Genomic DNA, 23,673 nt, shown 5'->3' on the forward strand with positions numbered 1-23,673 from the left:
GGGAGAGGGTTGGGAGAGGGGCAGTGCCGCGAACTGATCCGGAGTTGCTGAGGCGTGCGCGGGCAATACGTACGGAGATGACCGAGCCGGAAACGCGACTATGGCTCGCGTTGCGCGCCAAGCGGTTGAACGGCATCAAATTTGTTCGCCAGACGGTCCGTGGCCGCGCGATTGCCGACTTCATTGCCCGATCGCATAAACGCATCGTCGAGGTTGACGGCGACATGCACGCGGACAACGAGGACTAGGATGCGCGACGCACTGCCGCGCTCGAAGCCGAAGGATATCGCGTGATCCGGTTCACCAATGCCGATGTGATGACGAATTTGGACGGCGTCCTTCAGTCGATCGTTGCTGCCGTGACGACCGCCCCTCTCCCAAACCCTCTCCCCAGAGGGGAGAGGGTTTGGATATGATGACCGGTCTTCTTCCCGAGGGCTTCGACGATCGCCTGCCGCCGTTCGCGGATGCTGCGGCGCGGCTCGAGCGGGGCGTGCTCGATACTGCCCGGCTCAACGGCTATGAGCAGGTCGAGCCGCCGCTGGTCGAATATGCCGACGAGCTCACCCGCCGGCTGAAAGCCGGGGCGGTGCGCGACGCGGTGCGGTTCGTCGATCCGCTGTCGCAGCGGACGCTGGCGATCCGGCCCGACATCACCGCGCAGATCGGCCGGATCGCGGCGACGCGGATGGCGCACCACCCTCGCCCCATCCGCTTGAGCTACGCGGGGCCGGTGCTCAAGCTGCGCGCTTCGGAGCTGCGGCCGGCGCGGGCGATGCGGCAGATCGGGGTCGAACTGATCGGCCTCGACAGCGTCGCTGCCGCGACGGAGGTGGTGCGCGTCGCGGTTGACGCCCTCGCCGCGGTCGGAGTGAAGGGGCTGTCGATCGACTTCACCCTCCCGGACATCCTCGCGACGCTGGTCGGCGACACGCTCCCGCGCGAGACGCGCGCGGCGCTCGGCGAAGCGCTCGACGCCAAGGATGCGGGCCGCGTCGCCGCGATCGATCGCGCCTATCTGCCCTTGATCGAGGCGGCAGGCCCGTTCGCCGCCGCGGTCGAGAAGCTGCGCGCGCATGGGCAGCTCGCCAGCCGGCTCGATGGGCTGGCCGCGATCGCCGAGGCGCTGCCGGCGGACGTCGGCCTCACGCTCGATCCTACCGAGCGGCACGGGTTCGAATATCAGAGCTGGGTCGGCTTCTCGATCTTCGGCGGCGCCGCGCGCGGCGAGATCGGACGCGGCGGCAGCTACACCATCGTCCACGACGGCGGCCGCGAGGAGCCGGCGGTGGGCTTCACGATCTTCGCCGATTCGATCCTCGAATCGCTCGGCCGCTCGGTCGAGCGACGGCGGCTGTTCCTTCCCTTCGGCACCGATGCCGCCATGGCGGCGAAGCTGCGCGCGGACGGCTGGGTGACCGTCGCCGCGCTCACCGGCGACGACACGCCCGAGGCGCAGCTCTGCACCCATGTGCTGACGCGGCACGGGCCCGAGCCTCTCTAGAATCTCGTTTCGACATGAACGACGCCGATTCTCCAACTTCCCCGTAAGGATCGGCTTGCCCGACTGTTGCTGCATTGCGACAATTTGGACTTGATACGTTGTAACATTGCTCCTAACAGGCGTGACCATGCTGAAGCTCCTCCCCGCCGCCAGCCTGATCGCGCTGGCCGTCGCCTCCGTCCCCGCCTTCGCGGAAGACACGCCCTCCGCCGCTCCGGCTCCGCAGCACGATCATGCCGATGATCCTCGCGACATCGTCGTCACGGGCATCATCGAGCGGAGCGAAGCGGACGTGCTGCAAGGCACCTCGGTCGTGACCGGCGAGGAGCTGACCCGCAGCCTGCGCCCGACCATCGGCGAGACGCTCGCGCGCCAGCCCGGCGTGTCGGCGACCTCGTTCGGGCCGAGCGCGTCGCGGCCGATCCTGCGCGGCTTCCAGGGCGACCGCATCCGCGTGCTGACCGACGGGATCGGCTCGATCGACGTGTCCAACACCTCGGTCGACCATGCGGTGATCATCGATCCGCTGCTCGCCGAGCGCATCGAGGTGCTGCGCGGTCCCGCCGCGCTGCTGTACGGCTCGTCGGCGGTGGGCGGCGTCGTCAACGTGATCGACACGCGCATCCCGCGCAGCATTCCGCAGAACGGCTATCGCCTGCAGGGCATCGCCACCTATGGCTCGGCCGCCGACGAGCGCACGGTCGGCGCGGCGGGCGATGTCGCGGTCGGCGGTCCGTTCGTGCTCCATGCCGACGGCAGCTATTCCAAGTCGGGCAACCTCAGGACCGGCGGCTATCTGCTCGCGCCCTGGGCACGTGCCGCCTCGCTCGCCAGCGCCGACGAGCCGCAGGAGGGCGAGGAGCCGATCGACTTCGCCGGCCAGGCCGCGCTCAAGGGCAAGCTCCCCAATTCGTCGGCCGAGACCTGGACCGCCGGCTTCGGCGCGTCGATCATCACGGACACCGGCAATCTCGGTGTCTCCTACAGCCATTACGACAGCCTCTACGGCGTGCCGATCCGCTATGCGACCGAACCCGGTCAGGAGCAGGAGGCGCCGCGGCTCGACGTCGTGCAGAACCGCGTCGACCTGCGCGGCGAGGTCGATACCGGCGGCGGCTTCCTCGACCAGATCCGCCTGCGCATCGGTCACGCCAACTATCGCCATTACGAGCTGGAGGAGGACGGCTCGATCGGCACCGCCTTCTACAACAACGGCACGGAAGGGCGGCTCGAGCTGGTCCAGGCCAAGCGCGGCGGCTGGACGGGCGCGTCGGGCGTCCAATATTTCAACCGCGCCTTCAACGTCGTGGGCGACGAGGCATTCCTGCCGCGCAACGAGACCAACCAGTTCGGCGTCTTCACCCTCCAGCAGCTCGATCTCGGCGCGTTCAAGGTCGAGGGCGGTCTGCGCTACGAGGTGACCGACCTGGACGCCAAGACGCTCTCCGACAACCTCTCCTTCTTCGGCGGCAAGCGCCATTTCGAGACGGTGTCGGGCTCGCTCGGCGCCTCCTACGCGATCGCGTCCCAGTGGCGGATCGGCCTCAACGTCTCACGCACCGAGCGCGCACCCTCGGCCGAGGAGCTGTTCGCCAACGGCCCGCACGCCGGCACCCAGGCGTGGGAGCTCGGCAGTCCGTTCTTCAAGACCGAGAAGGGCTGGGGGGTCGAGGCGACCTTGCACGGCCATGGCGACGGCTACAGCTTCGATGCTTCGGCCTATTACAACTGGTTCTCCAACTTCATCTACGAGAACCAGGTCGCGCAGTCGGTGTGCGAGGAGGCGGCGGCGCCGTCCGAGCGCGAGGTCGATCTGCCGTGCTTCCAGTCGCTCCAGGCCGACGCGCGCTACTGGGGCCTGGAGGCCAATGCCTCGGTTCGGCTCGCCCGGCTCGGCGGCTGGACGATCAATGCCGACGCGCTCGGCGACTATGTCCATGCCAATGTCGTCGACCAGGGCCCGGCGCCGCGCATCCCGCCGCTCCGCCTGCTCGGCGGGCTCGAGGCGCAGAGCGACGCGCTCACCGGCCGGTTCGAGGTCGAGCATGTGTTCGACCAGGACCGCGTCACCGAGTTCGAGACGACCACGCCCGGCTACACCATGGTCAACGCGTCGGCGTCGTGGAAGCCGTTCGGCGACAGGAAGCTCGATCTGATCCTGAGCGCGAACAACATCTTCGACGTCGTCGCGCGGCGCCATTCGAGCTTCCTCAAGGACTTCGCCCCGCTCGCGGGCCGCGACATCCGCGTGACGGCGCGGTTCGCCCTCTGATGGCCAACGGGCGCGCGGCGCCGGCGAGCCTCTGACGCCGGCGCCGCGGTCACTCGACCCAGTCGAGCCCGATGTCGCGATAGAGCCCGCGGTCCTCTTCCCACCGGGGGTTGACCTTGACGTGCAGGTAGAGATGAACCGGCACGCCGAGCAGCTCCTTCAATTCGGCGCGGGCACGGGCGCCGATCTCCTTGATGCGGCTGCCGCCCTTGCCCAGCACGATCGCGCGCTGGGTGTCGCGTGCGACCAGGATCTGCTGGTGGATCTCGACCGATCCGTCGTCGCGCTCCTTGTAAAGCTCGGTCTCGACCGCGCTGTCGTAGGGCAGCTCGGCGTGGAGCTGGTGATAGAGCTGCTCGCGCGTCACCTCCGCGGCGAGCATCCGGTCGGTGACGTCGGCGACCTGGTCCTCGGGAAAATGCCAGGGACCTTCGGGCATTCGTCTCGCGAGCTCTGCCTTGAGCTCGGCGACGCCGTCGCCGGTCGTTGCGCTGACGAAGAAGGTCTCGGCGAACGGCAGCAACTCGTTGAGCTTGGCAGCATGGCCGAGGAGGCGCGGCTTGTCGGCGACGTCGACCTTGTTGAGGACGAGGAGCTTGGGCTCGGGGCGGGCCTTGAGCGCCTCGATGATCGCGGTCACCTTGGGTCCGATCCCGGCCTTGCCGTCGACCACCAGCGCGATCAGGTCGGCGCCCTCAGCCCCGCTCCAGGCGGCGGCGACCATCGCCCGGTCGAGCCGGCGCCGCGGCTCGAAGATGCCGGGCGTGTCGACGAGCAGGAGCTGGGTGTCGTCTGCGATCGCGATCCCCATCAGCCGCGCGCGCGTGGTCTGCGCCTTGGGGCTGACGATCGCCACCTTCTGCCCGACCAGCGCATTGACGAGCGTCGACTTGCCCGCGTTCGGGGCGCCGACGACGGCGACGAGGCCGCAATGCTGGGTCATGGGGTGTTCCCTTCACCCGTTCGTCCTGAGCTTGTCGAAGGGCGAATTATCCGCACGGATTAAGCTCTCCAATCACGCCCTCAACCTCTCCAGCAATGCCGCCGCCGCCGCCGTCTCTGCCTCCTGCTTCGACGTGCCCTCGCCCTCCGCCTCCGCAAGCTTGCCGATCGCGACCTTCACCCGAAAGCGCGGCGCGTGATGCGGCCCCATGCGATCCACCACCGCATATTCGGGCGGGCGACGGTTGTGCGCGGCCGCCCATTCCTGCAGCGCGGACTTGGGATGCTGCGGCGCGCGGAGCTGGTCGATGCGGTCGGCCCAGCGTTCGCGGACGAAGGCGCGGGCTGCCTCCAGCCCGCGGTCGAGGTAGAGAGCGCCGATCAGCGCCTCCATCACGTCGCCCAGCACATTGTCGCTGGCGGCGGCGCCGTCGTCGCGTGCCTGCTTACCGAGCCGGAGATGCGCCGGCACCCCCAGCTCGCGTGCGACCTCCGCGCAGACGGGGCCGGTCACCAGGGCGTTGAGCCGCTTCGAGAGCTGGCCCTCGGGCTCGTCCGCGAAGCGCTCGTAGAGCCACTCCGCCATCACCAGCCCCAGCACGCGGTCGCCGAGGAACTCCAGCCGCTCGTAGTTCGCCGCGGCCTGGCTGCCGTGGGTCAGCGCGCGTTCGAAGGCGGCGCGGTTCGCGGGGGCGGCGCCGAACGTCGCGGCAAGCCAGGCGTCGAGATCGCTGCTCAGAAGCCCATCCCGAGGCGATGCCACCGCGCCGCGGTGAACCAGGTCCAGGGCAGGAACCAGTTGGCGGTGCCGTCGGTCGACCAGAAGTTGACCAGCGCCTTGCCCTCGACATTCTCGATCGGCACCAGCCCGATCGCCTCGCCCTCGACGGCGGGGAAGCGGCTGTCGGCGCTGGCGTCGCGGTTGTCGCCCATCATGAACAAGTGGCCGGCGGGCACGGTGTAGACGCCGGTATCGTCCGCCTGCGGATAATAGCCGCGGTCGAGCACGTTGTAGCTCTTGCCGTTCGGCAGCGTCTCGCGGAACTGCCGGTAGCGGCACACCGGCTTGCCGCCGACGTCGTCCTGGAACTGCGCCTCGCAGCCGTAGTTGGGGGTGATCGGGACGATGAAGTCGGCGACGCGCTGCTTGGGCACCGGCTTGCCGTTCAGCACGAGCTGGCCGCGGACCACCTGGATGGTGTCGCCGGGGACGCCGATCACGCGCTTGATATAATCGGCCTTGTTGCCCGGCGGCGCCTTGAACACCACCACGTCGCCGCGTGCGGGCGTCGACGGGAAGATGCGGCCGGGGATCAGCGGCAGGCTGAACGGCAGCGAATGCCGCGAATAGCCGTAGTTCCATTTGGAGATGAACAGATAGTCGCCGATCAGCAGCCTCGGCAGCATCGACTCGCTCGGGATCGAGAAGGGCGAGAGGATGAAGCTCCGGAAGATGAACACGATGATCGCGAGCTTCACGAGGAAGCTCAGGGTCTCGCGCCATTCGGAGCGCTTGGGCTTTGTCGCCGGAGCGGTCGCGGTGTCGGACATGATGTGCAGGGCATGTGGCGGCGCGCCTTGCGCGTCAAGCATTAGGCTTTAGGTGGCCCTGTCCCCCAAGGAGATGCACATGACGGACTGGTCGAAGGTCGAGGCGCTGAATCCCCCCAGCCTCGTCGAGCTGTTCGCGGCCGACCCGGAGCGCGTCGCGCGATTCTCGGTCGATGTCGCCGGCATCCATTTCGATTTCTCCAAGACCCACCTCGACGCGGCGGCGATCGCGGCGTTCGAAGGGCTGGCCAAGGCGATGGGCCTCGCCGCCAGGCGCGACGCGCTGTTCGCCGGCGAGGCGGTCAACACCAGCGAGGGCCGCGCCGCCGAGCACACCGCCGAACGCGGCGAGGGCGCGGAGGAGAGCGTCGCCCGCGCCCAGGCGCTCCACGCCCGAATGCGTGCCCTCATCGACGCGATCGAGGCCGACGCGCTGGGGCCGATCCGCCACGTCCTCCACATCGGCATCGGCGGATCGGCGCTGGGGCCGGACCTGCTGGTCGACGCGCTCGGCCGCGACAGTGCGCGCTACGAGGTGGCGGTGGTCTCCAACGTCGACGGCGCGGCGCTGGAGGAGGCGTTCGCGCGCTTCGATCCGGCGGCGACGCTGGTGGTGGTCGCCTCCAAGACCTTCACCACCACCGAGACCTTGCTCAACGCGCAGAGCGCGCTCGCCTGGCTGGCCGAGGACGGGGTCGAGGATCCCTATGGCCGGGTGATCGCACTCACCGCCGCGCCCGAGAAGGCGATCGAATGGGGCGTCGACGAGACGCGGGTGCTGCCCTTCGCCGAGAGCGTCGGCGGTCGCTATTCGCTGTGGTCATCGATCGGCTTCCCGGCGGCGCTCGCGCTCGGCTGGGATTCGTTCCAGGAGCTGCTGGAGGGCGCGGCCGAGATGGACCGCCATTTCCGGCTGGCCGCCTTGCACGAGAACGCCCCCGTGCTCGCCGCCTTCGCCGACCTGTTCTACGCGCAGGTCAGGCATTGCGAGACCCGCGCGACCTTCGCTTATGACGAGCGGCTGCGGCTGCTGCCCTCCTATCTCCAGCAGCTCGAGATGGAGTCGAACGGCAAAGGCGTCACCGTCGACGGCAAGCCGCTGGGTCGCCCGAGCGCGCCGATCACCTGGGGCGGCGTCGGCACCGATGCGCAGCACGCGGTGTTCCAGCTGCTCCACCAGGGCACGCATCTGGTGCCGGTCGAGTTCGTCGCCTCGATCGAGCCGGGCGATGCGCTGGCCGACGGCCATCACCGCCAGCTGCTGCTCAACGCCTTCGCGCAGGGCGCGGCGCTGATGAAGGGGCGGCCCAACGACGATGCCGCTCGCAGCTATCCGGGCAACCGGCCGTCGAGCACGATCCTGCTCGACACGCTCGACGCGCGCACGCTCGGCGCGCTGATCGCCTTCTACGAGCAGCGCGTCTTCACCAGCGCGGCGCTGCTGGGGATCAACCCGTTCGACCAGTTCGGCGTCGAGCTCGGCAAGGAGATGGCCAAGGCGGCCGACCGGGGTGGCGGGGACTTCGATCCGTCCACAGCGGATTTGATCGCCCGCGCGTTCGGCGATTGACTCGGGCAGAAGGCGCGGCCAGAGCTTGCACGGTCGAGGCCGGGTGACCGGCCGAGGCTCGCGCGGGAGAGAGTGAGGGCAAAACCCCTCGCCGCCGAAGGAGCAACCGCCCCGGAATCTCTCAGGCACAAGGGACCGCGCGAGGCCCGACACTCTGGAAAGCGTCCCGCGCGAGCGGGGCCACCGAAGGGGTAAGCCCGGACCGGCGCCGGGCGAAAGCTCTCAGGTTTCCGTGACAGAGGGGGCGGCGGAACGATGCACGAAGCTCGTGCGGTTGCCGTCGCGAATCCCACTGACGGAAGGCCGACGATGAGCGAGGAAGTCCACAACGGTCCGACCGACCAGCACCATCAGGCGCGCGGTACGCCCTATAGCGGCGATCCCGACGGCGGCGAAGCTGCGCCTGAGCCGATGACGCTCCCGCTCGACGCCTGGCACCGCGCGCGGCGCGGTCGGATGGTGCCCTTCGCCGGCTATCACATGCCCGTCCAGTACGAAGGGATCATGGCCGAGCATCTGTGGGTGCGCGAATCGGCCGGGCTGTTCGACGTCAGCCACATGGGTCAGCTGCTGCTCTCGGGCGAAGGCCTGGACGAGGCGCTCGAGGCGCTGATTCCCGCCGACGTGAAGGGCCTGAAGGTCCATCAGCAGCGTTATTCGCTGCTGCTCGCCGAGAACGGCGGCATCCTTGACGACATCATGATCACGCGCTGGCCGGGCGGCATCTACATGGTCGTCAACGGCGCGGTGAAGTTCGACGACATCGGCCATTTGCGCGATTCGCTGCCCGACGACATCACGCTCAACCACATGGACGAGCACGCGCTGCTCGCGCTGCAGGGCCCGAAGGCGGTCGATGCGCTCAAGCGGCTGGCGCCCGGCGTCGAGACCTTGGTGTTCATGACCGGCGGCCGCTTCGACTGGGCGGGGACGCCGCTGTGGGTCAGCCGCTCGGGCTATACCGGCGAGGACGGGTTCGAGATCTCGGTCGCGGCCGATCGCGCCGAGGCGTTCGCCGACGCGATCACCGCCGAGCCCGAGGTCAAGCCGATCGGCCTCGGCGCGCGCGACTCGCTGCGGCTGGAGGCGGGGCTGCCGCTCTACGGCCACGACCTCGATCCCGAGACCACGCCGGTGATGGCCGACCTCGGCTTCGCGCTGTCGAAGCGTCGGCGCGAGGAAGGCGGCTTCCCCGGCCATGCCCGCGTCATGCTGGAGCGCGAGCAGGGGCCGGCGGTGAAGCGCGTCGGCCTCGCCGTCGAGGGCCGCCAGCCGGTGCGCGAGGGCGCGCTGGTGGTCGACGACGAAGGCAGCGAGATCGGCCGCGTCACCTCCGGCGGCTTCGCGCCAAGCGTCGGCGCGCCGATCGCCATGGCCTATGTCGCCGCCGCCTTCGCCGCGCCCGGCAGCAAGGTGACGCTCACCCAGCGCGGCAAGCTGCATCAAGCCACCGTCACCGCCATGCCTTTCGTCCCCCATCGCTACGTTCGCCAGGGAGCCTGAACAGATGAGCCGCTATTTCACCGAAGACCACGAGTGGATCGACGTCGACGGCTATACCGCGACCGTCGGCATCACCGACTACGCCCAGGGCCAGCTCGGCGACATCGTGTTCGTCGAGGTACCCGAGGAAGGCCGCCGGCTCGCCAAGGGCGACGACGCCGCGGTGGTGGAGTCGGTCAAGGCCGCGTCCGACGTCTACTCGCCGGTCTCCGGCACGGTGATCGAGGGCAATGCCGCGCTCACCGACGATCCGAGCCTCGTCAATTCGAATCCCGAGGGCGACGGCTGGTTCTTCAGGCTCACCATCGCCGATGCGGGCGAGCTGGAGAGCCTGATGGACGAGGCCAAGTACCAGGATTTCGTGAGCAAGCTGTAACCCCTTAAAGCCCCTCCCCTTCAGGGGAGGGGTTGGGGTGGGGACTATCCGCGGGCGATGGGCTCGGTGAGACAGCACTCCCCCACCCCCTACCCCTCCTCTGAAGAGGAGGGGCTTGGAGAATGACATTGCGCTACCTCCCTCTCACCCAGCCTGACCGCGAGGCGATGCTCGGCGTCATCGGCGCCAGGTCGATCGACGACCTGTTCGTCGACGTGCCCGAGGCCGCGCGGCTCGACGGTCCGATCCCGGGCCTGCCGCTCCATGCCTCGGAGCTGGCGGTCGAGCGGCACATGGCCGCGCTTGCGCGCAGGAACCTCGCCGCGGGCGACGCGCCCTTCTTCCTCGGCTGCGGCGCCTATCGGCATCATGTGCCGGCGTCGGTCGACCATCTCATCCAGCGCGGCGAGTATCTGACCGCCTACACGCCCTATCAGCCGGAGATCGCGCAGGGCACGCTGCAGATGCTGTTCGAGTTCCAGACGCAGGTCGCGCGCCTGCTCGGGACCGACGTCGCCAACGCCTCGATGTACGACGGCTCGACCGCCTGCTGGGAAGCGATCGTGATGGCGCGGCGGGTGACGCGGCGGGGGAAGGCGGTGCTCTCCGGCGGGCTGCACCCGCATTACGTCTCGGTCGCGAGGACGATGGCCAGGTTCACCGGCGACGTGCTGGAAACCTCGCTGCCCAGCCTGTCGGCGGAGCCGGACACCGCGGCGCTGCTAGACAAGATCGACGACGACACCTCGTGCGTGGTCGTCCAGTATCCCGATATCCTCGGCCGTATCGCCGACCTGTCCGAGCTTGCCGCGGCGTGCCACGCGAAGAAGGCGCTGCTGGTCGCGGTGGTGACCGAGCCGGTCGCGCTCGGTCTGCTCAGGTCGCCGGGCGAGATGGGCGCCGACATCGTCGTCGGCGAGGGCCAGTCGATCGGCGTCGGGCTCCAGTTCGGCGGCCCCTATGTCGGGCTGTTCGGCTGCTCGGAGAAGCTGGTCCGCCAAATGCCGGGCCGCCTCTGCGGCGAGACCATGGACGCCGACGGCAAGCGCGGCTTCGTCCTCACCCTCTCGACCCGCGAGCAGCATATCCGACGCGAGAAGGCGACGTCGAACATCTGCACCAATTCGGGGCTGTGCGCGCTCGCCTTCTCGATCCACATGACCTTGCTGGGGGAGGCTGGCCTGCGCCAGCTCGCCGGGGTCAACCACGCCGCCGCGTCCGCCGCTGCCGACCGGCTGGCCGAGGTGCCTGGCGTCGAGCTGGTGACGCCGAGCTTCTTCAACGAGTTCACCCTGCGGCTCGCCAAGGAGGCGCGCCCGGTCGTGCGCCAGCTCGCCGACAGCGACATCCTCGCCGGCGTCTCGCTGGGCCGGCTGTATCCCGGCACAGCCGAGCTCGAGAACGGGCTCGTCGTCGCCGTCACCGAAACCACCACGGCGGAGGATGTCGCCGTACTTGCCGAGGCGCTGAGGGAGGTGCTGGCATGACGATCAACCCGAGCGGCTGGCGCCCCGAAGCGCCCCACGCCGGCGCAAGCGAGGCCGCGACCTTCACCGGCAACCGCGCGCTGATGCTGGAGGAGCCGCTGATCTTCGAGATCGGCTCGACTAAAACCACCGGCGTCGATTTCGGCCCGGCGCCTGCGACGAGCGGCGCCCGCCTGGCTGGACTGGAGCGTTCCGCGCCGATCGGCCTGCCCGGCCTCAGCGAGCCCGAGGCGGTGCGTCACTATACGCGCCTCAGCCGCCAGAACTATGCGATCGACCTCGGGCTGTTCCCGCTCGGCAGCTGCACGATGAAGCACAATCCGCGCCTCAACGAGAAGGTCGCGCGGATGCCGGGCTTCGCAGATCTCCACCCGCTGCAGCCGATCGACACGGTCCAGGGCGCGCTGGAGGTGATCCACCAGCTCGCCGTATGGCTGATCACGCTGACCGGGATGCACGGCGTCGCAATGAGCCCCAAGGCCGGCGCGCACGGCGAGCTGTGCGGCATCCTCGCGATCAAGGCGGCGCTGGAGGCGCGCGGCGAAGGGCACCGCAAGGTGATCCTGGTGCCGGAGAGCGCGCACGGCACCAATCCCGCCACCGCCGCCTTCGCCGGCTATACGGTCGAGGACATCCCGGCCACGGCCGAGGGCCGCGTCGACCTCGCCGCGCTCACCGCCCGGCTGGGACCCGACGTCGCCGCGGTGATGATCACCAATCCCAACACCTGCGGCCTGTTCGAGCGCGACATGAAGGCGATCTCGGACGCGGTCCATGCCGTGGGCGGCTACGTCTATTGCGACGGTGCCAACTTCAACGCGATCGTCGGCCGCGTGCGGCCGGGCGACCTCGGCATCGACGCGATGCATATCAACCTTCACAAGACCTTCTCGACGCCGCACGGCGGCGGCGGGCCCGGCGCGGGGCCGGTGGTGCTGTCGGAGGCGCTGTCGCCCTATGGCCCGCTCCCCTTCGTCGCGAAGATGCCGGATGGCCACTACAAGCTTGTCGAGGAGGAGACTGCGGACGAGGACCATCCCGCGACCTTCGGACGGATGACCGCGTTTCACGGGCAGATGGGCATGTTCACGCGGGCGCTGACCTATATCCTGAGCCACGGCGCCGACGGTCTGAGGCAGGTCGCCGAGGATTCGGTGCTCAACGCCAACTATGTCCTGCGCAGCCTGGAGGGCACGCTCGACGCGCCGTTCGCGGCGTCGGGGCCGTGTATGCACGAGGCGATCTTCTCCGACGAGGGGCTGGCCGAGGGCTTTTCCACGATCGACGTCGCCAAGGCGCTGATCGACGAGGGCTATCATCCGATGACGATGTACTTCCCGCTCGTCGTCCACGGTGCGATGCTGGTCGAGCCGACCGAGACCGAGAGCAAGGCGGCGCTCGACCAGTTCATCGGCGCGCTTAGATCGGTGGCGGAGCGCGCCAAGGCCGGCGATCCGGCGCTCAAGTCTGCTCCTCACTTCGCCCCACGCCGCCGACTCGATGAGACGCTGGCGGCGCGCAGGCCGGTGCTGGTGTGGAAGGAGCCCGCGCTGGCGGAGGCGGCGGAGTAGCGCCGGGAGACGCTGGCGACGCAGTCTTCCGGCCGGGAGGCGCTATTTCAACGGACCGCCGATCGACCAGACGTGGCCGAACGGATCGGTGAGCTGGCCGTAGCGCTGGCCCCAGAACTGATTGTCGAGCGGGAACCGAGCGCTGGCGCCGGCCGCAAGCGCCTTTTCCCACGCGGCGTCCGCATCGGCCACCTCGAGGTGCAGCGTGACCCCGCTCGGCGGCGGCGCGGGGTTGCCGCCCATCATTTCGGGGAAATCGTCGTTGAGCAGCACCGTGCCGCCGTTGACGACGAGGTGCGCGTGCATCAGCCGATCGCCGTTCTCCTCGGGATGGCGGGCGAGTTCTTCCGCACCGAACGCGCGGACGTAGAAGTCGATCGCCTCCTTGGCGCGGTTGTCGCGGATGGTGAGATGCGGCGTGACGCCACCCAGCGGCTGAGATGCTTCGGCCATGGAACCTCTCCCCGAGTCGTGGAGAGGTGATCCTAGCCGGTCAGAAGATGCCGAGGAACTTCTTCCGTTGCTTGCGGCGCTCTTCCGTCGTGCTCTTGCCGCTTTCCGACTTGGCGGTGGTGCCGTGGCCGACGTCGTCGCGCGGCTTGCCCTTGAAGGTGCGTTGCGCGGTGGCGCGGGCACCGGCGAGCACGGGGCCGCAATCGGCGGCCTTGGCGTCGCCAACGTCGACGAAGGCGATCACCGCCGCGAGCGGGCTCGCCGCCAGGCCGAGCCCGAGACCGGCCCCCGAGCGGGCGAGCAGTTCGGGGGTGATCGGGTCGATCGACGGCTTGGCGAAATAGCCGCCGATCGCCACCGGCGACTGGCCGGAGAACAGGCTGAACTTCTTGGCGTCGGCACGGAAGGCGAGGTCGATGCTTTCGTTTCGGAAGCTGAAGCCGCCGCGGCCGAGCATGACGTTCTTGCGGGTATCGATCAGGATCGGATCGGCGGCGGCGACCCCGTTCCGGACGGTGAAGCCGATCAGCCCGCAGTTGATCTGCACCGGTTCCTTGAGCTTCTCCTCGAACATCTTCTGGACGAAGGTGCCGATGTCGATCTCGCTGAGCTGGACGTTGCGCGTCCACAGCGTGCCCTTGGGCATGATGATCGCGATGCGGCCGTTGGCGCTGGCGAGGCTGTCGCGCACCGAATTGCCGGTGCCGGTCAGCTTGATCCGCGCCTTGAGCGCGCCGGTGGTGCCCGATTCCTCGACGCCGAAGCCGGCGAGCAGCGTGCCCATCGGCGTCGGCGACAGGCGGATGTCGTAATCGGTGACGACCGGCTGGCGCCGCGCATCGATGACGATGTCGGAGCTGACGGTGCCGCGCGCCATCGCGAAGTTGAGCGGGCTGAGCTTCAGGAGCGAATTGTCGAGGTCGAGCCCGAGCGTGATGTCGGAGACCGGGAAGCTCTCCGCGCGGACCGTTTTCACTCGGTAGTCGACCTTCGCGTCGAAATTGCGGAGCGCCTCGATCCGGAGCGGCGCGTCGGGCAGCACGCGCGGACGGCCCTGGACGGTCTCGACCGTGGCGGCGGCGCCGCGGGCGGCGACCGCGTCGGGATTGTAGCCGATGAACGGCGCGATATCGACGATGTCGAGCACGCGTGTCGCGAGATCGGCGGTGAGCAGCAGCCGCGGCTCGCTCAGCCTGACGGTCATGCGGCCGGCGAGATCGCTGTCGCCGAACCGGCCCTTGAGCCCGGTGAAGCGCCATTCGTCGCCGCGCTTGGTCACCGCCGACGTCAGGCGATAGGTGCGCGTGTCGGGCACGGCGATGCCGGCAAGCGCGAAGATGTCGGCGAGGTTCCGGCCGCGCACGCTCATGTGCAGGTTCGCGCCCTCGATCTCGGTGGCGCCCGGCAGCGTGCCGGCGACATCGATCTCGGTCCGCACCCCGGAGGCATGAAGCTCCAGCCGGTTCTGCCCGCCGGTGATGGTGGCGTCGGGGGAGAGCAGCGCGCCCGACAGCATGAACGGCGTGCCGCGCGCGGTGCCGTCGCCCGAGAAGCGGATCGCGCTGGCGAAGCGGGTGTCGCGCGCCTCGACGGTGCGGAAGGCGATGTCGGCGGCGATGCGCATCCGCGGATTGCGATAGCGCAGCGTCGTGCCCGCCAGGGTCGCGCGGCGGATCAGCGGCAGCTCGAGCGGCTCGCCCCTCCGCTCGCTGAACGTCCAGGTGTTGCGCCGACCGGCGGCATCCCATTCGAGATCGACATGACCGTCTTCCATCGCCAGGACGTTGATGCGCCGCTTGCCGAAGATCAGCGAGGGCGTGCTGATCCGCGTCTCGATTCGCCTGGCGGTGAAGAAGTGGGGAACGCCGGCCCAGCTCGGGTTGGAGATCGTCATCCGCTCGGCGACGAACTTCAGCGTGATGGGATCGAAATAGAGTTGGAAGTCGCCGCCGACCCGCACGTCCCGGTGGATCATCTGGCCGACGATCCGCTCGAACGGGTGGCGCAGAAACCGGCCCTTGGTGACGTAGAGGATGGTCCAGGCGAGCAGGATCAGCCCGACGACCGTCGTCACGACCGCGATCGCGCTGGCGAGCGGCGTGCCGAGCGCGCGAACCGGCTGCGCCTTGGGCGAGGGCCCGGGCGAGGATGCGGCATCGGTCACCGCGATCGGTGCGTCCCGGTCTGCCATGGCGAGGAAAATCCTTGAGGAACCGCCGGGGTTCCCTTGCCTTTTCGGGCGCTTGCCGCTATGCGCCCGCGCTTCCGCGATTTTATGGACGAATCGCCCGGCCAGTGTGGGCTGCCGAGGCGGTTCTTGAAGTCGCCGAATGCAAGGAGACGAAAATGCCCAAGCTCAAGACCAAGAGCGGTGTGAAGAAGCGCTTCAAGTTCACCGCCACCGGCAAGGTCAAGCACGGTGTCGCCGGCAAGCGCCACCGCCTGATCAGCCACAACGCCAAGTATATCCGCCAGAACCGCGGCACCAGCGTGCTCGCCGACGCCGACGTGGCTCACGTCAAGGCGTGGGCGCCGTACGGTCTCAAGTAAGGGAGGTCTGAACCATGGCTCGAGTGAAGCGTGGCACGACCACCAAGGCCAAGCACAAGCGCATTCTGGATCAGGCGAAGGGCTATTACGGCCGTCGCAAGAACACGATCCGCATCGCCCGCCAGGCGGTCGAGAAGGCCGGCCAGTACGCCTATCGCGACCGCAAGGTTAAGAAGCGTTCGTTCCGTGCGCTGTGGATCCAGCGCATCAACGCAGGCGTGCGCGCCGAGGGGCTCAGCTATTCGCAGTTCATGCACGGGCTGAAGCTCGCCGGCATCGAGCTCGACCGCAAGGTGCTGGCCGATATCGCGATGCACGAAGGCGAGGCCTTTACCGCCATCGTCGCGCAGGCGAAGGCGGCGCTGCCCCAGGCCGCCTGAACGGCCTGACGCGAGGGTTTGAAATGGGGCGTCGGTGGTCACCACCGGCGCCCCTTTTCGTTTCGGCGAAGGATGGCTAGGAGCGGCGCAAATTCCTCCCGTTCGGGCTGAGCTTGTCGAAGCCCTGCACTTTCTTCTGATGAGCTTGAAGAGAAGGGCTGCCCTTCGACAAGCTCAGGGCGAACGGATTTTGTGATGACCGATGTGGATCAACTGCGCACGGAAGCGCTGAACCGGGTTTCGCAGGCGGACAACCTCGAAACGATCGACCATCTGAGAGTTCAATTGCTCGGCAAATCCGGCGCGGTGACCGGGCTGCTCAAGACCCTGGGCGGCATGAGCCCCGAGCAGCGCCAGATCGAGGGCCCGCGCATCCATGCCCTGCGCGAGGCGGTGACCGAGGCGATCGGCGCACGCAAGGACGTGCTGGAGCGCGCGGCGCTCGACGCGCGCCTCGCGAGCGAGACGCTCGACATGACGCTGCCGGTCGACCTTCCGCCGCCGGGCAGCGTCCATCCGGTGAGCCAGGTGATGGACGAGCTCGCGGAGATCTTCGCCGATCTCGGCTTCGCGGTCGCTACGGGTCCGGAGATCGAGGACGACTGGCACAATTTCACCGCGCTCAACATCCCGGAGACGCATCCGGCGCGCGCGATGCACGACACCTTCTACATCGCCGGCGAGCACGAGCGGCCGATGGTGCTGCGCACGCACACCTCGCCGGTGCAGATCCGCGCGATGACGAGCCAGAAGCCGCCGATCCGCATCATCGCGCCGGGGCGCACCTACCGCTCGGATTCGGACGCGACGCACACGCCGATGTTTCACCAGGTCGAGGGTCTGGTGATCGACAAGGGCATCACGCTCGGCCACCTCAAATGGACGCTCGAGACCTTCCTCAAGGCCTATTTCGAGCGCGACGACATCGTGCTGCGCCTCAGGCCCAGCTACTTCCCCTTCACCGAGCCCTCGGCGGAGGTCGACGTCGGCTATACCGTCCAGAACGGCAAGCGCGTGATCGGCGGCGATCCATCCAAGGAAAATGGCGGCTGGATGGAGGTGCTGGGGAGCGGCATGGTCCATCCGAAAGTGATCGCCGCCTGCGGGCTCGATCCGGACGAATGGCAGGGCTTCGCGTTCGGCTGCGGCATCGATCGGCTGGCGATGCTGAAGTACGGGATGGATGACCTGCGCGCCTTCTTCGACGGCGATATCCGCTGGCTGAGGCATTATGGCTTCTCGGCGCTGGACGTGCCCACGCTCAGCGGAGGAGTGGGGGCATGAAGTTCACGCTTGGCTGGCTCAAGGAGCATCTGGACACGACCGCCTCCGCCGACGAGGTGGCGGAGACGCTGACGCGCATCGGCCTGGAGGTCGAGGGCGTCGAGAATCCTGGCGCCAGGCTCGCCGCGTTCCGCGTCGCGCGCGTGCTGACGGCGGAGAAACATCCGCAGGCGGACAAGCTGCAGGTGCTGACGGTCGATGCGGGAGAGGGCCCGCTGCAGGTGGTGTGCGGCGCTCCCAATGCGCGTGCGGGCCTGGTCGGCGTGTTCGGGATGCCGGGCGCGGTGGTGCCGGCCAACGGCATGGTGCTGAAGGTCGCCGAGATCCGCGGCGTCACCTCCAACGGCATGATGTGCTCGACGCGCGAGCTGGAGCTCGGCGACGATCATGACGGCATCATCGAGCTGCCCGAGGATGCGCCCGTCGGCACGCCCTTCCCCGATTATGCCGGCCTCACCGATCCCGTATTCGACATCAGCGTCACGCCCAACCGGCAGGACTGCATGGGCGTGCGCGGCATCGCGCGCGATCTCGCGGCAGCGGGGCTGGGGACGCTAAAGTCATTGGGGGGAGTTTACGCTCACCTCCTCTCCACCGTTCGCCCCGAGCCTGTCGAAGGGCGAAGTGCCGCAGGCGGATCGCCTGAGGAAAGCCGCCCTTCGACAAGCTCAGGGCGAACGGAAGGGGTGGAGCCGGTCGCGGGCGAAGGCCCAGGCCCGAATGTCACCACGGAAGACCCCGCCGGCTGCCCCGCCTTCTATGCCCAGGACGTCTCCGGCGTCGTCAACGGCGAGGCGCCGGAGTGGATGCGTCGGCGCCTGATCGCGATCGGGCAGCGGCCGATCTCGGCGCTGGTCGACATCACCAATTATGTGATGATCGATCTCGGCCGCCCGCTGCACGTCTACGACAAGGCGAAGCTCAAGGGCGACCTGCGCGCCCGCAAGGCCAAGTCGGGCGAAGAAATGCTGGCGCTCAACGGCAGGACCTATGCGCTCGACGAGACGATGACGGTGATCGCCGATGCCGAGACCGTCCACGACATCGGCGGCATCATGGGCGGCGAGCATTCGGGCGTCTCGGAGACCACCACCGACGTCACCATCGAATGCGCCTATTTCGACCCCGAGGGCATCGCCCGCACCGGGCAGAAGCTCGCCCTCACCAGCGATGCGCGCCAGCGCTTCGAGCGCGGTGTCGACCCGGCGTTCCTCGACGACGGCCTCGCGATCGCTTGCTCGTTGGTGCTCAATATCTGCGGCGGCAAGGCCAGCGGCGTCACCCGTGCCGGCCGGCCGCCGGTCGAGCCGCGCACCGTCGCCTACGATCCGGCGCACGCCGAAAGCCTCGGCGGCCTCGCGGTGGCGGCGGACCGGCAGCGGGCTATCCTCGAAAGCCTCGGCTTCACCGTCGGCGAGGGATGGCAGGTAACGGTACCGAGCTGGCGCCGCGACATCGACGGCGCCGCCGACCTGGTCGAGGAGGTGATCCGCATCGAAGGCATCGACAAGGTGCCTTCGACGCCGCTGCCGCGCGTCCCCGGCGTCGCTCGCCCGACCGCGACGCCGGCGCAGAAGCTGGAGCGCAAGCTCCGCCGCAGTGCCGCCGCGCATGGCCTGGCCGAGGCGGTGACGTGGAGCTTCATCTCGGAAGCGGAGGCCGCGCCGTTCGGGGAGGCTCCCTGGGTCGTCGCCAACCCGATCAGCGAGGACATGAAGGTGATGCGCCCCTCGCTGCTGCCGGGCCTGCTCGCCGCCGCCGAACGCAACCTCAAGCGCGGCGCTACGGCCGTGCGCCTGTTCGAGGTCGGGCGGCGCTATCTGGCGGATGCCGAACGACCGACACTGGGCGTGGTGCTGGCTGGCGAGCGCCGTTCGCGCGGTTGGTCGAGCGGCAAGGCGCAGGGCTTCGACGCATTCGACGCCAAGGCCGAGGCGCTGGCGCTGCTCGACGCCGCCGGCGCGCCGGTCGCCAATCTCCAGGTGATGGGCGAGGCGGGCGCGACCTGGCACCCCGGCCAATCCGGCACGCTGCGGCTCGGGCCGAAGACGGTGCTTGCCGCCTTCGGGATGCTGCACCCGTCGACGCTCCAGGCGTTCGACCTCGACGGCGACGTCGCCGCGGTCGAGCTCTACCTGGATGCGCTGCCGGCGAAGCGCGGGTCGGGCTTCATGCGCCCGGCCTATGCGCCGCCGGCGTTGCAGCCGGTAACGCGCGACTTCGCCTTCCTGGTGCCGGAGAGCCTGGCGGCGGGCGATCTCGTCCGTGCGATCCGCGGCGCCGACAAGGAGCGGATCGTCGAGGCGCGGCTGTTCGACCGGTTCGTCAAGGACGGGCAGGTGAGCCTCGCGGTGGAGGTGACGCTGCAACCGATCGACAAAAGCTTCACCGACGCCGATCTGAAGGCGATCGCCGACAAGGTGGTCGCCGCGGCGGCCAAGCTGGGAGCAAGCCTGCGTGGCTGAGACCGTCTCCATCGCGACCGACCGGTTCGAGGCGGAGATTGCGCTTGCCGGAGCCGAGCTGATCGGCCTGCGCGACCTGCAACACGGCGGCCAGGAACTGATGCATTCGGGCGATCCGGCCTGGTGGGGCGGGCGCGCGCCGCTGCTGTTTCCGAACGTCGGCGCGTTGAACGACGACGTCTACCGGCTGGACGGCCGCGAGTTCGCGATGCCGAAGCACGGCTTCGCGCGCCGCAGCCGCTTCGAGCTGATCGAGAGCAGCGTCGACGCAGCGCGCTTCCGCCTGACCGACAGCGCCGAGACGCGGGCGATCTATCCCTTCGCGTTCGCGCTCGACATGGCGTTCGTCGGCGACGGTGCGACGCTGACGATGGCCGCGACCGTCCACAATCGCGGCGAGGTCGACATGCCGGCGAGCTTCGGCTTCCATCCCGCCTTCCGCTGGCCGCTGCCCGGCGCGAGCGGGCGGGCCGGCCATCGGCTGATCTTCGAGCGACCGGAGCCGGCGCCGCTGTGCAGGCTCACGCCCGGCGGGCTGATGACCGCCGACGCGCGCCCGAGTCCCGTCGCGGGCGACACGCTGGAGCTGAACGACGACCTGTTCACGGCCGACGCGCTGATCTGGGATCATCCGGCGAGCCGTCGCCTGCGCTATGAAGGCGGCGGCCCCGTCGCGCTCGACATCGGCTTCCCCGATGCCGAGTGGCTGGGCATCTGGACCAGGCCCGGCGCGCCGTTCGTCTGCGTGGAGCCATGGTGGGGACACGCCGATCCGGCGGGATATGAAGGCGATATCCGGGACAAGCCCGGCATCATCCGCTTCGCTCCCGGCGAGAGCAGGGCATTCGCGATGCAGGTGACGCTGACGCGCTGACGCTTGCGCGACGCGCAATTGACGCTGCGGTGCAGCATCCCCAGGTGAACGAGGATGTCTGCGACACCTGCTATCACCCGCAAGCCGGCCCCCGTCGGTCTGGTCCATCTTGCGCTGGCGGTTGGCGGATTCGCGATCGGTACGACCGAGTTCGCGACGATGAGCCTGCTGCCGTTCTTCGCGCATGATCTTCACGTCGATTCAACCACTGCAGGCCATGTGATCAGCGCCTATGCGCTGGGCGTGGTGGTCGGGGCGCCGGCGATCGCGGTGCTCGGCGCGAAACTGCCGCGCCGGACCCTGCTGGTCGTGCTGATGACGTTGTTCGCACTCGGCAACGCCCTGTCGGGGATCGCGGCGAGCTATCAGGCGATGCTGGCGTTCCGCTTCCTCGCCGGGCTGCCGCATGGCGCCTATTTCGGCATCGCGTCGCTGGTCGCCGCCGGGCTGGTGCCGCAGGAGAAGCGAACGCGGGCGGTCGCGCGCGTGCTGCTGGGGCTCACCGTCGCGACCATCGTCGGGGTGCCGCTCGCCAACTGGCTCGGACAGGCGGTGGGCTGGAGATGGGTGTTCGCGCTCGTCGCCGCACTGGCGCTGCTGACGGCGCTGCTCGTGCTGTTGTTCGCGCCGGCCGACCGCGCCGATCCCAGCGCCAGCCCCTTGCGCGAGCTGAGCGCGCTGGCGCGGCCGCAGGTGTGGCTGACGCTCGGCACCGGCGCGATCGGCTTCGGCGGGCTGTTCGCGGTCTATACCTATCTCGCCGACACGATGCTGGCGGTGACGCATGTGCCGGAGAGCGCCATCCCGATCGCGCTCGGCGCTTTCGGCTTCGGCATGACCGCCGGCAACCTGATCGCACCGCGCTTCGCCGACCGTGCGCTGATGCCGACGGCGGCGGCGCTCCTGCTGTGGTCGGCGGCGGCGCTGGCGCTATGGCCGTTCGTTGCCGGGCAGCTCTGGTCGGTGTGCCTCGGCACCTTCGCGATCGGCCTGGGCGGGGCGCTCGGCACGGTGCTGCAGACCCGGCTGATGGATGTCGCCGGCGACGCGCAGGCCTTGGCGGCGGCGCTCAATCATTCGGCGTTCAATGTCGCCAACGCGCTCGGGCCGTGGCTCGGAGGGCTCGCGATCGCCGCCGGGATGGGCTGGACCTCGACCGGCTGGGTCGGCGCCCTGCTGGCGCTGGGCGGGCTCGCGATGCTGAGCGTGTCGCTGCTGATAGAGCGCAGCGTGGGAAAGCCCGCCGTCGCCTGCTGACGCGAATCTCGCATCGCAGCGCCAAAGCGGCTAGGGGGCCGCGATGACCTCTCCCCGCCGTACCTTCGCGATCATTTCCCACCCCGACGCCGGCAAGACCACCTTGACCGAGAAGCTGCTGCTGAAAGGCGGCGCGATCCATCTCGCCGGCGAGGTGAAGGCGCGCGGGCAGGCGCGCCGCGCGCGCTCCGACTGGATGAAGATCGAGCAGCAGCGCGGCATCTCGGTCACCTCGTCGGTGATGACGTTCGAGAAGGACGGCATCACATTCAACCTGCTCGACACGCCGGGCCACGAGGATTTCAGCGAGGACACCTATCGCACGCTGACCGCGGTGGATTCCGCGGTGATGGTGATCGACGCGGCGCGCGGCATCGAGAGCCAGACGCGCAAGCTGTTCGAGGTGTGCCGCTTGAGGTCGGTGCCGATCATCACCTTCGTCAACAAGGTCGATCGCGAGGGCCGCGCGCCGTTCGAGCTGCTCGACGAGATCGCCGACGTGCTGGCGCTGGACGTCGCGCCGATGACCTGGCCGGTCGGCATGGGCGGCACCTTCGAGGGCGTCTACGATCCTGTCGCCGACCGCATCGCCAGACCCGAGGGCGACAGCCGCGAGTTCCGCGGCAAGGTCGACCAGGCGCCGATCCTTCCCGAGGCGGTGGCCGAGGAGATCGAGCTGGCGCAGGCCGGCTATGCCGTGTTCGACGGCGACGCCTATCGCCACGGCGACCTGACGCCGGTCTATTTCGGCTCGGCGCTCAAGGAGTTCGGGGTCGAGGAACTGATCGCCGCGCTCGCCGAGCACGCGCCCCCGCCGCGCACGCAGCCGGCCGAGCCGGCGCCGGTCGCGCCCGACCGCGGCGACGTCACCGGCTTCGTGTTCAAGGTCCAGGCCAACATGGACCCGCAGCACCGCGACCGCATCGCCTTCATGCGGCTATGCTCGGGCACCTTCAAACGCGGCATGAAGCTGGTGCCGACCGGCCACGGCAAGCCGATCGCGATCCACTCGCCGATCCTGTTCTTCGCCCAGCAGCGCGAGCTGGCGGACGAGGCCTATCCCGGCGACATCATCGGCATCCCCAACCACGGCACGCTGCGCGTCGGGGACACGCTGAGCGAGAAGGCGGACGTGCGCTTCACCGGGCTGCCGAACTTTGCGCCCGAGATCCTGCGCCGCGTCGCGCTCAAGGACCCGACCAAGACCAAGCAGCTCCGCAAGGCGCTCGACGACCTGTCGGAAGAGGGCGTGATCCAGGTCTTCTATCCCGAGATCGGCTCCAACTGGATCATCGGCGTGGTCGGGCAGCTCCAGCTCGACGTGCTGCTGAGCCGGCTCGAGGCGGAGTATAAGGTGGCGGCGGCGCTCGAGCCCTCGCCCTACGACACCGCACGCTGGATTTCGGCGGAGAACCCGGCCGATCTCAAGGAATTCGCCGACCTCAACAAGGGCGCGATGGCGAAGGACCGCGACGGCAACCCGGTGTTCCTCGCCAAATCGGCGTGGGAGGTCGGCTACGTCTCCGACCGCTATCCGAAGGTGAGGTTCGCCGCGACGCGGGAGCGGTGATTCCCTCTTAAGCCCCTCCCCTTCAGGGGAGGGGTTGGGGATGGGGGAGTGCGGCAGACTGTTC

General features: G+C 69.0%; 19 protein-coding genes, 1 pseudogene and 1 riboswitch. Of the genes and pseudogenes, 15 read left to right on the forward strand and 5 right to left on the reverse strand.

The features are described from left to right. Nucleotides 1–77 precede the first annotated feature (77 nt). From ACMGER_RS05260 to ACMGER_RS05270, 3 genes and pseudogenes are all read left to right on the forward strand, one after another. Nucleotides 78–416, forward strand: a pseudogene (locus ACMGER_RS05260) (endonuclease domain-containing protein). Next, complete coding sequence (locus ACMGER_RS05265) at nucleotides 416–1,504, forward strand: ATP phosphoribosyltransferase regulatory subunit (RefSeq protein ID WP_436811051.1); 1,089 nt, start codon at nucleotides 416–418, stop codon at nucleotides 1,502–1,504. Before ACMGER_RS05260 ends, ACMGER_RS05265 begins: the two are co-directional and overlap by 1 nt. Nucleotides 1,505–1,631: 127 nt before the next feature. Beyond that, entirely contained in the window at nucleotides 1,632–3,776 is a 2,145-nt protein-coding gene (locus ACMGER_RS05270; RefSeq protein ID WP_436811052.1) for a TonB-dependent receptor, read from the forward strand. A gap of 49 nt (nucleotides 3,777–3,825) precedes the next feature. Here the strand turns inward: ACMGER_RS05270 and era are convergent, their stop codons facing one another. The 3 genes from era to lepB all read right to left on the reverse strand — a co-directional run bounded on the left by era (nucleotide 3,826) and on the right by lepB (nucleotide 6,269). Then, a complete protein-coding gene (gene era, locus ACMGER_RS05275; RefSeq protein WP_436811053.1) occupies nucleotides 3,826–4,719 on the reverse strand; it encodes a GTPase Era in 894 nt (297 codons plus the stop codon). Nucleotides 4,720–4,791: 72 nt separating this feature from the next. Beyond that, nucleotides 4,792–5,457, reverse strand: a complete 666-nt coding sequence (gene rnc, locus ACMGER_RS05280) for a ribonuclease III (protein WP_436811678.1) — start codon at nucleotides 5,455–5,457, stop codon at nucleotides 4,792–4,794. Next, nucleotides 5,454–6,269 (reverse strand): signal peptidase I, encoded by an 816-nt coding sequence (gene lepB, locus ACMGER_RS05285; RefSeq protein WP_436811054.1) that lies wholly within the window; start codon nucleotides 6,267–6,269, stop codon nucleotides 5,454–5,456. Before lepB ends, rnc begins: the two co-directional genes overlap by 4 nt. Before the next feature lie 79 nt (nucleotides 6,270–6,348). On the opposite strand from lepB, the gene pgi reads away from it, so the two are divergent. The 5 genes from pgi to gcvPB all read left to right on the forward strand — a co-directional run bounded on the left by pgi (nucleotide 6,349) and on the right by gcvPB (nucleotide 12,776). After that, the gene (gene pgi, locus ACMGER_RS05290) at nucleotides 6,349–7,839 is read left to right on the forward strand and encodes a glucose-6-phosphate isomerase (protein WP_436811055.1); all 1,491 of its coding nucleotides are present in this window, start codon (nucleotides 6,349–6,351) and stop codon (nucleotides 7,837–7,839) included. Between the two features lie 53 nt (nucleotides 7,840–7,892). Next, a riboswitch (glycine riboswitch) is annotated at nucleotides 7,893–7,987 on the forward strand. A gap of 263 nt (nucleotides 7,988–8,250) precedes the next feature. Further along, on the forward strand, nucleotides 8,251–9,342 hold the full coding sequence (gene gcvT, locus ACMGER_RS05295; protein ID WP_436811679.1) for a glycine cleavage system aminomethyltransferase GcvT: 1,092 nt from the start codon (nucleotides 8,251–8,253) through the stop codon (nucleotides 9,340–9,342). Between the two features lie 4 nt (nucleotides 9,343–9,346). Further along, entirely contained in the window at nucleotides 9,347–9,718 is a 372-nt protein-coding gene (gene gcvH / locus ACMGER_RS05300; RefSeq protein WP_436811056.1) for a glycine cleavage system protein GcvH, read from the forward strand. 128 nt (nucleotides 9,719–9,846) lie between these two features. Beyond that, a complete protein-coding gene (gene gcvPA / locus ACMGER_RS05305) occupies nucleotides 9,847–11,205 on the forward strand; it encodes an aminomethyl-transferring glycine dehydrogenase subunit GcvPA (RefSeq protein WP_436811057.1) in 1,359 nt (452 codons plus the stop codon). Then, complete coding sequence (gcvPB, locus tag ACMGER_RS05310; RefSeq protein ID WP_436811058.1) at nucleotides 11,202–12,776, forward strand: aminomethyl-transferring glycine dehydrogenase subunit GcvPB; 1,575 nt, start codon at nucleotides 11,202–11,204, stop codon at nucleotides 12,774–12,776. The genes gcvPA and gcvPB overlap by 4 nt, the downstream gene beginning before the upstream one ends. Nucleotides 12,777–12,818: 42 nt before the next feature. On the opposite strand, the gene ACMGER_RS05315 is transcribed toward gcvPB, so the two are convergent. Continuing rightward, a complete protein-coding gene (locus ACMGER_RS05315; protein ID WP_436811059.1) occupies nucleotides 12,819–13,229 on the reverse strand; it encodes a VOC family protein in 411 nt (136 codons plus the stop codon). Nucleotides 13,230–13,269: 40 nt separating this feature from the next. Further along, nucleotides 13,270–15,420, reverse strand: coding sequence for an AsmA family protein (locus ACMGER_RS05320; RefSeq protein ID WP_436811060.1), 2,151 nt, complete (start codon nucleotides 15,418–15,420; stop codon nucleotides 13,270–13,272). Between the two features lie 155 nt (nucleotides 15,421–15,575). On the opposite strand from ACMGER_RS05320, the gene rpmI reads away from it, so the two are divergent. From rpmI to ACMGER_RS05355, 7 genes are all read left to right on the forward strand, one after another. Further along, on the forward strand, nucleotides 15,576–15,779 hold the full coding sequence (gene rpmI / locus ACMGER_RS05325; RefSeq protein WP_097062249.1) for a 50S ribosomal protein L35: 204 nt from the start codon (nucleotides 15,576–15,578) through the stop codon (nucleotides 15,777–15,779). Nucleotides 15,780–15,793: 14 nt separating this feature from the next. Then, on the forward strand, nucleotides 15,794–16,159 hold the full coding sequence (gene rplT, locus ACMGER_RS05330; protein ID WP_233784845.1) for a 50S ribosomal protein L20: 366 nt from the start codon (nucleotides 15,794–15,796) through the stop codon (nucleotides 16,157–16,159). 195 nt (nucleotides 16,160–16,354) lie between these two features. Beyond that, entirely contained in the window at nucleotides 16,355–17,443 is a 1,089-nt protein-coding gene (gene pheS, locus ACMGER_RS05335) for a phenylalanine--tRNA ligase subunit alpha (RefSeq protein ID WP_436811061.1), read from the forward strand. Beyond that, nucleotides 17,440–19,908 (forward strand): phenylalanine--tRNA ligase subunit beta, encoded by a 2,469-nt coding sequence (gene pheT, locus ACMGER_RS05340; protein ID WP_436811062.1) that lies wholly within the window; start codon nucleotides 17,440–17,442, stop codon nucleotides 19,906–19,908. The genes pheS and pheT overlap by 4 nt, the downstream gene beginning before the upstream one ends. Continuing rightward, complete coding sequence (locus tag ACMGER_RS05345) at nucleotides 19,901–20,782, forward strand: aldose 1-epimerase family protein (protein WP_436811063.1); 882 nt, start codon at nucleotides 19,901–19,903, stop codon at nucleotides 20,780–20,782. Before pheT ends, ACMGER_RS05345 begins: the two co-directional genes overlap by 8 nt. Before the next feature lie 54 nt (nucleotides 20,783–20,836). Next, nucleotides 20,837–22,039 (forward strand): MFS transporter, encoded by a 1,203-nt coding sequence (locus ACMGER_RS05350; RefSeq protein WP_436811064.1) that lies wholly within the window; start codon nucleotides 20,837–20,839, stop codon nucleotides 22,037–22,039. Nucleotides 22,040–22,082: 43 nt separating this feature from the next. Then, nucleotides 22,083–23,609, forward strand: coding sequence for a peptide chain release factor 3 (locus tag ACMGER_RS05355; RefSeq protein ID WP_436811065.1), 1,527 nt, complete (start codon nucleotides 22,083–22,085; stop codon nucleotides 23,607–23,609). The last annotated feature ends 64 nt before the right edge of the window (nucleotides 23,610–23,673 follow it).

Source organism: Sphingomonas astragali (assembly GCF_051400615.1).
Lineage (GTDB): Bacteria > Pseudomonadota > Alphaproteobacteria > Sphingomonadales > Sphingomonadaceae > Sphingomonas.

What these genes read in the sequence shown, in the direction of transcription:
- ACMGER_RS05265 (WP_436811051.1), top strand. Translation starts at nt 416, where the DNA reads ATGACCGGTCTTCTTCCCGAGGGCTTCGACGATCGCCTGCCGCCGTTC.
- ACMGER_RS05270 (WP_436811052.1), top strand. Translation starts at nt 1,632, where the DNA reads ATGCTGAAGCTCCTCCCCGCCGCCAGCCTGATCGCGCTGGCCGTCGCC.
- era (WP_436811053.1), bottom strand. Translation starts at nt 4,719, where the DNA reads ATGACCCAGCATTGCGGCCTCGTCGCCGTCGTCGGCGCCCCGAACGCG.
- lepB (WP_436811054.1), bottom strand. Translation starts at nt 6,269, where the DNA reads ATGTCCGACACCGCGACCGCTCCGGCGACAAAGCCCAAGCGCTCCGAA.
- pgi (WP_436811055.1), top strand. Translation starts at nt 6,349, where the DNA reads ATGACGGACTGGTCGAAGGTCGAGGCGCTGAATCCCCCCAGCCTCGTC.
- gcvT (WP_436811679.1), top strand. Translation starts at nt 8,251, where the DNA reads ATGACGCTCCCGCTCGACGCCTGGCACCGCGCGCGGCGCGGTCGGATG.
- gcvH (WP_436811056.1), top strand. Translation starts at nt 9,347, where the DNA reads ATGAGCCGCTATTTCACCGAAGACCACGAGTGGATCGACGTCGACGGC.
- gcvPB (WP_436811058.1), top strand. Translation starts at nt 11,202, where the DNA reads ATGACGATCAACCCGAGCGGCTGGCGCCCCGAAGCGCCCCACGCCGGC.
- ACMGER_RS05315 (WP_436811059.1), bottom strand. Translation starts at nt 13,229, where the DNA reads ATGGCCGAAGCATCTCAGCCGCTGGGTGGCGTCACGCCGCATCTCACC.
- ACMGER_RS05320 (WP_436811060.1), bottom strand. Translation starts at nt 15,420, where the DNA reads ATGGCAGACCGGGACGCACCGATCGCGGTGACCGATGCCGCATCCTCG.
- rpmI (WP_097062249.1), top strand. Translation starts at nt 15,576, where the DNA reads ATGCCCAAGCTCAAGACCAAGAGCGGTGTGAAGAAGCGCTTCAAGTTC.
- rplT (WP_233784845.1), top strand. Translation starts at nt 15,794, where the DNA reads ATGGCTCGAGTGAAGCGTGGCACGACCACCAAGGCCAAGCACAAGCGC.
- pheS (WP_436811061.1), top strand. Translation starts at nt 16,355, where the DNA reads ATGACCGATGTGGATCAACTGCGCACGGAAGCGCTGAACCGGGTTTCG.
- pheT (WP_436811062.1), top strand. Translation starts at nt 17,440, where the DNA reads ATGAAGTTCACGCTTGGCTGGCTCAAGGAGCATCTGGACACGACCGCC.
- ACMGER_RS05350 (WP_436811064.1), top strand. Translation starts at nt 20,837, where the DNA reads ATGTCTGCGACACCTGCTATCACCCGCAAGCCGGCCCCCGTCGGTCTG.
- ACMGER_RS05355 (WP_436811065.1), top strand. Translation starts at nt 22,083, where the DNA reads ATGACCTCTCCCCGCCGTACCTTCGCGATCATTTCCCACCCCGACGCC.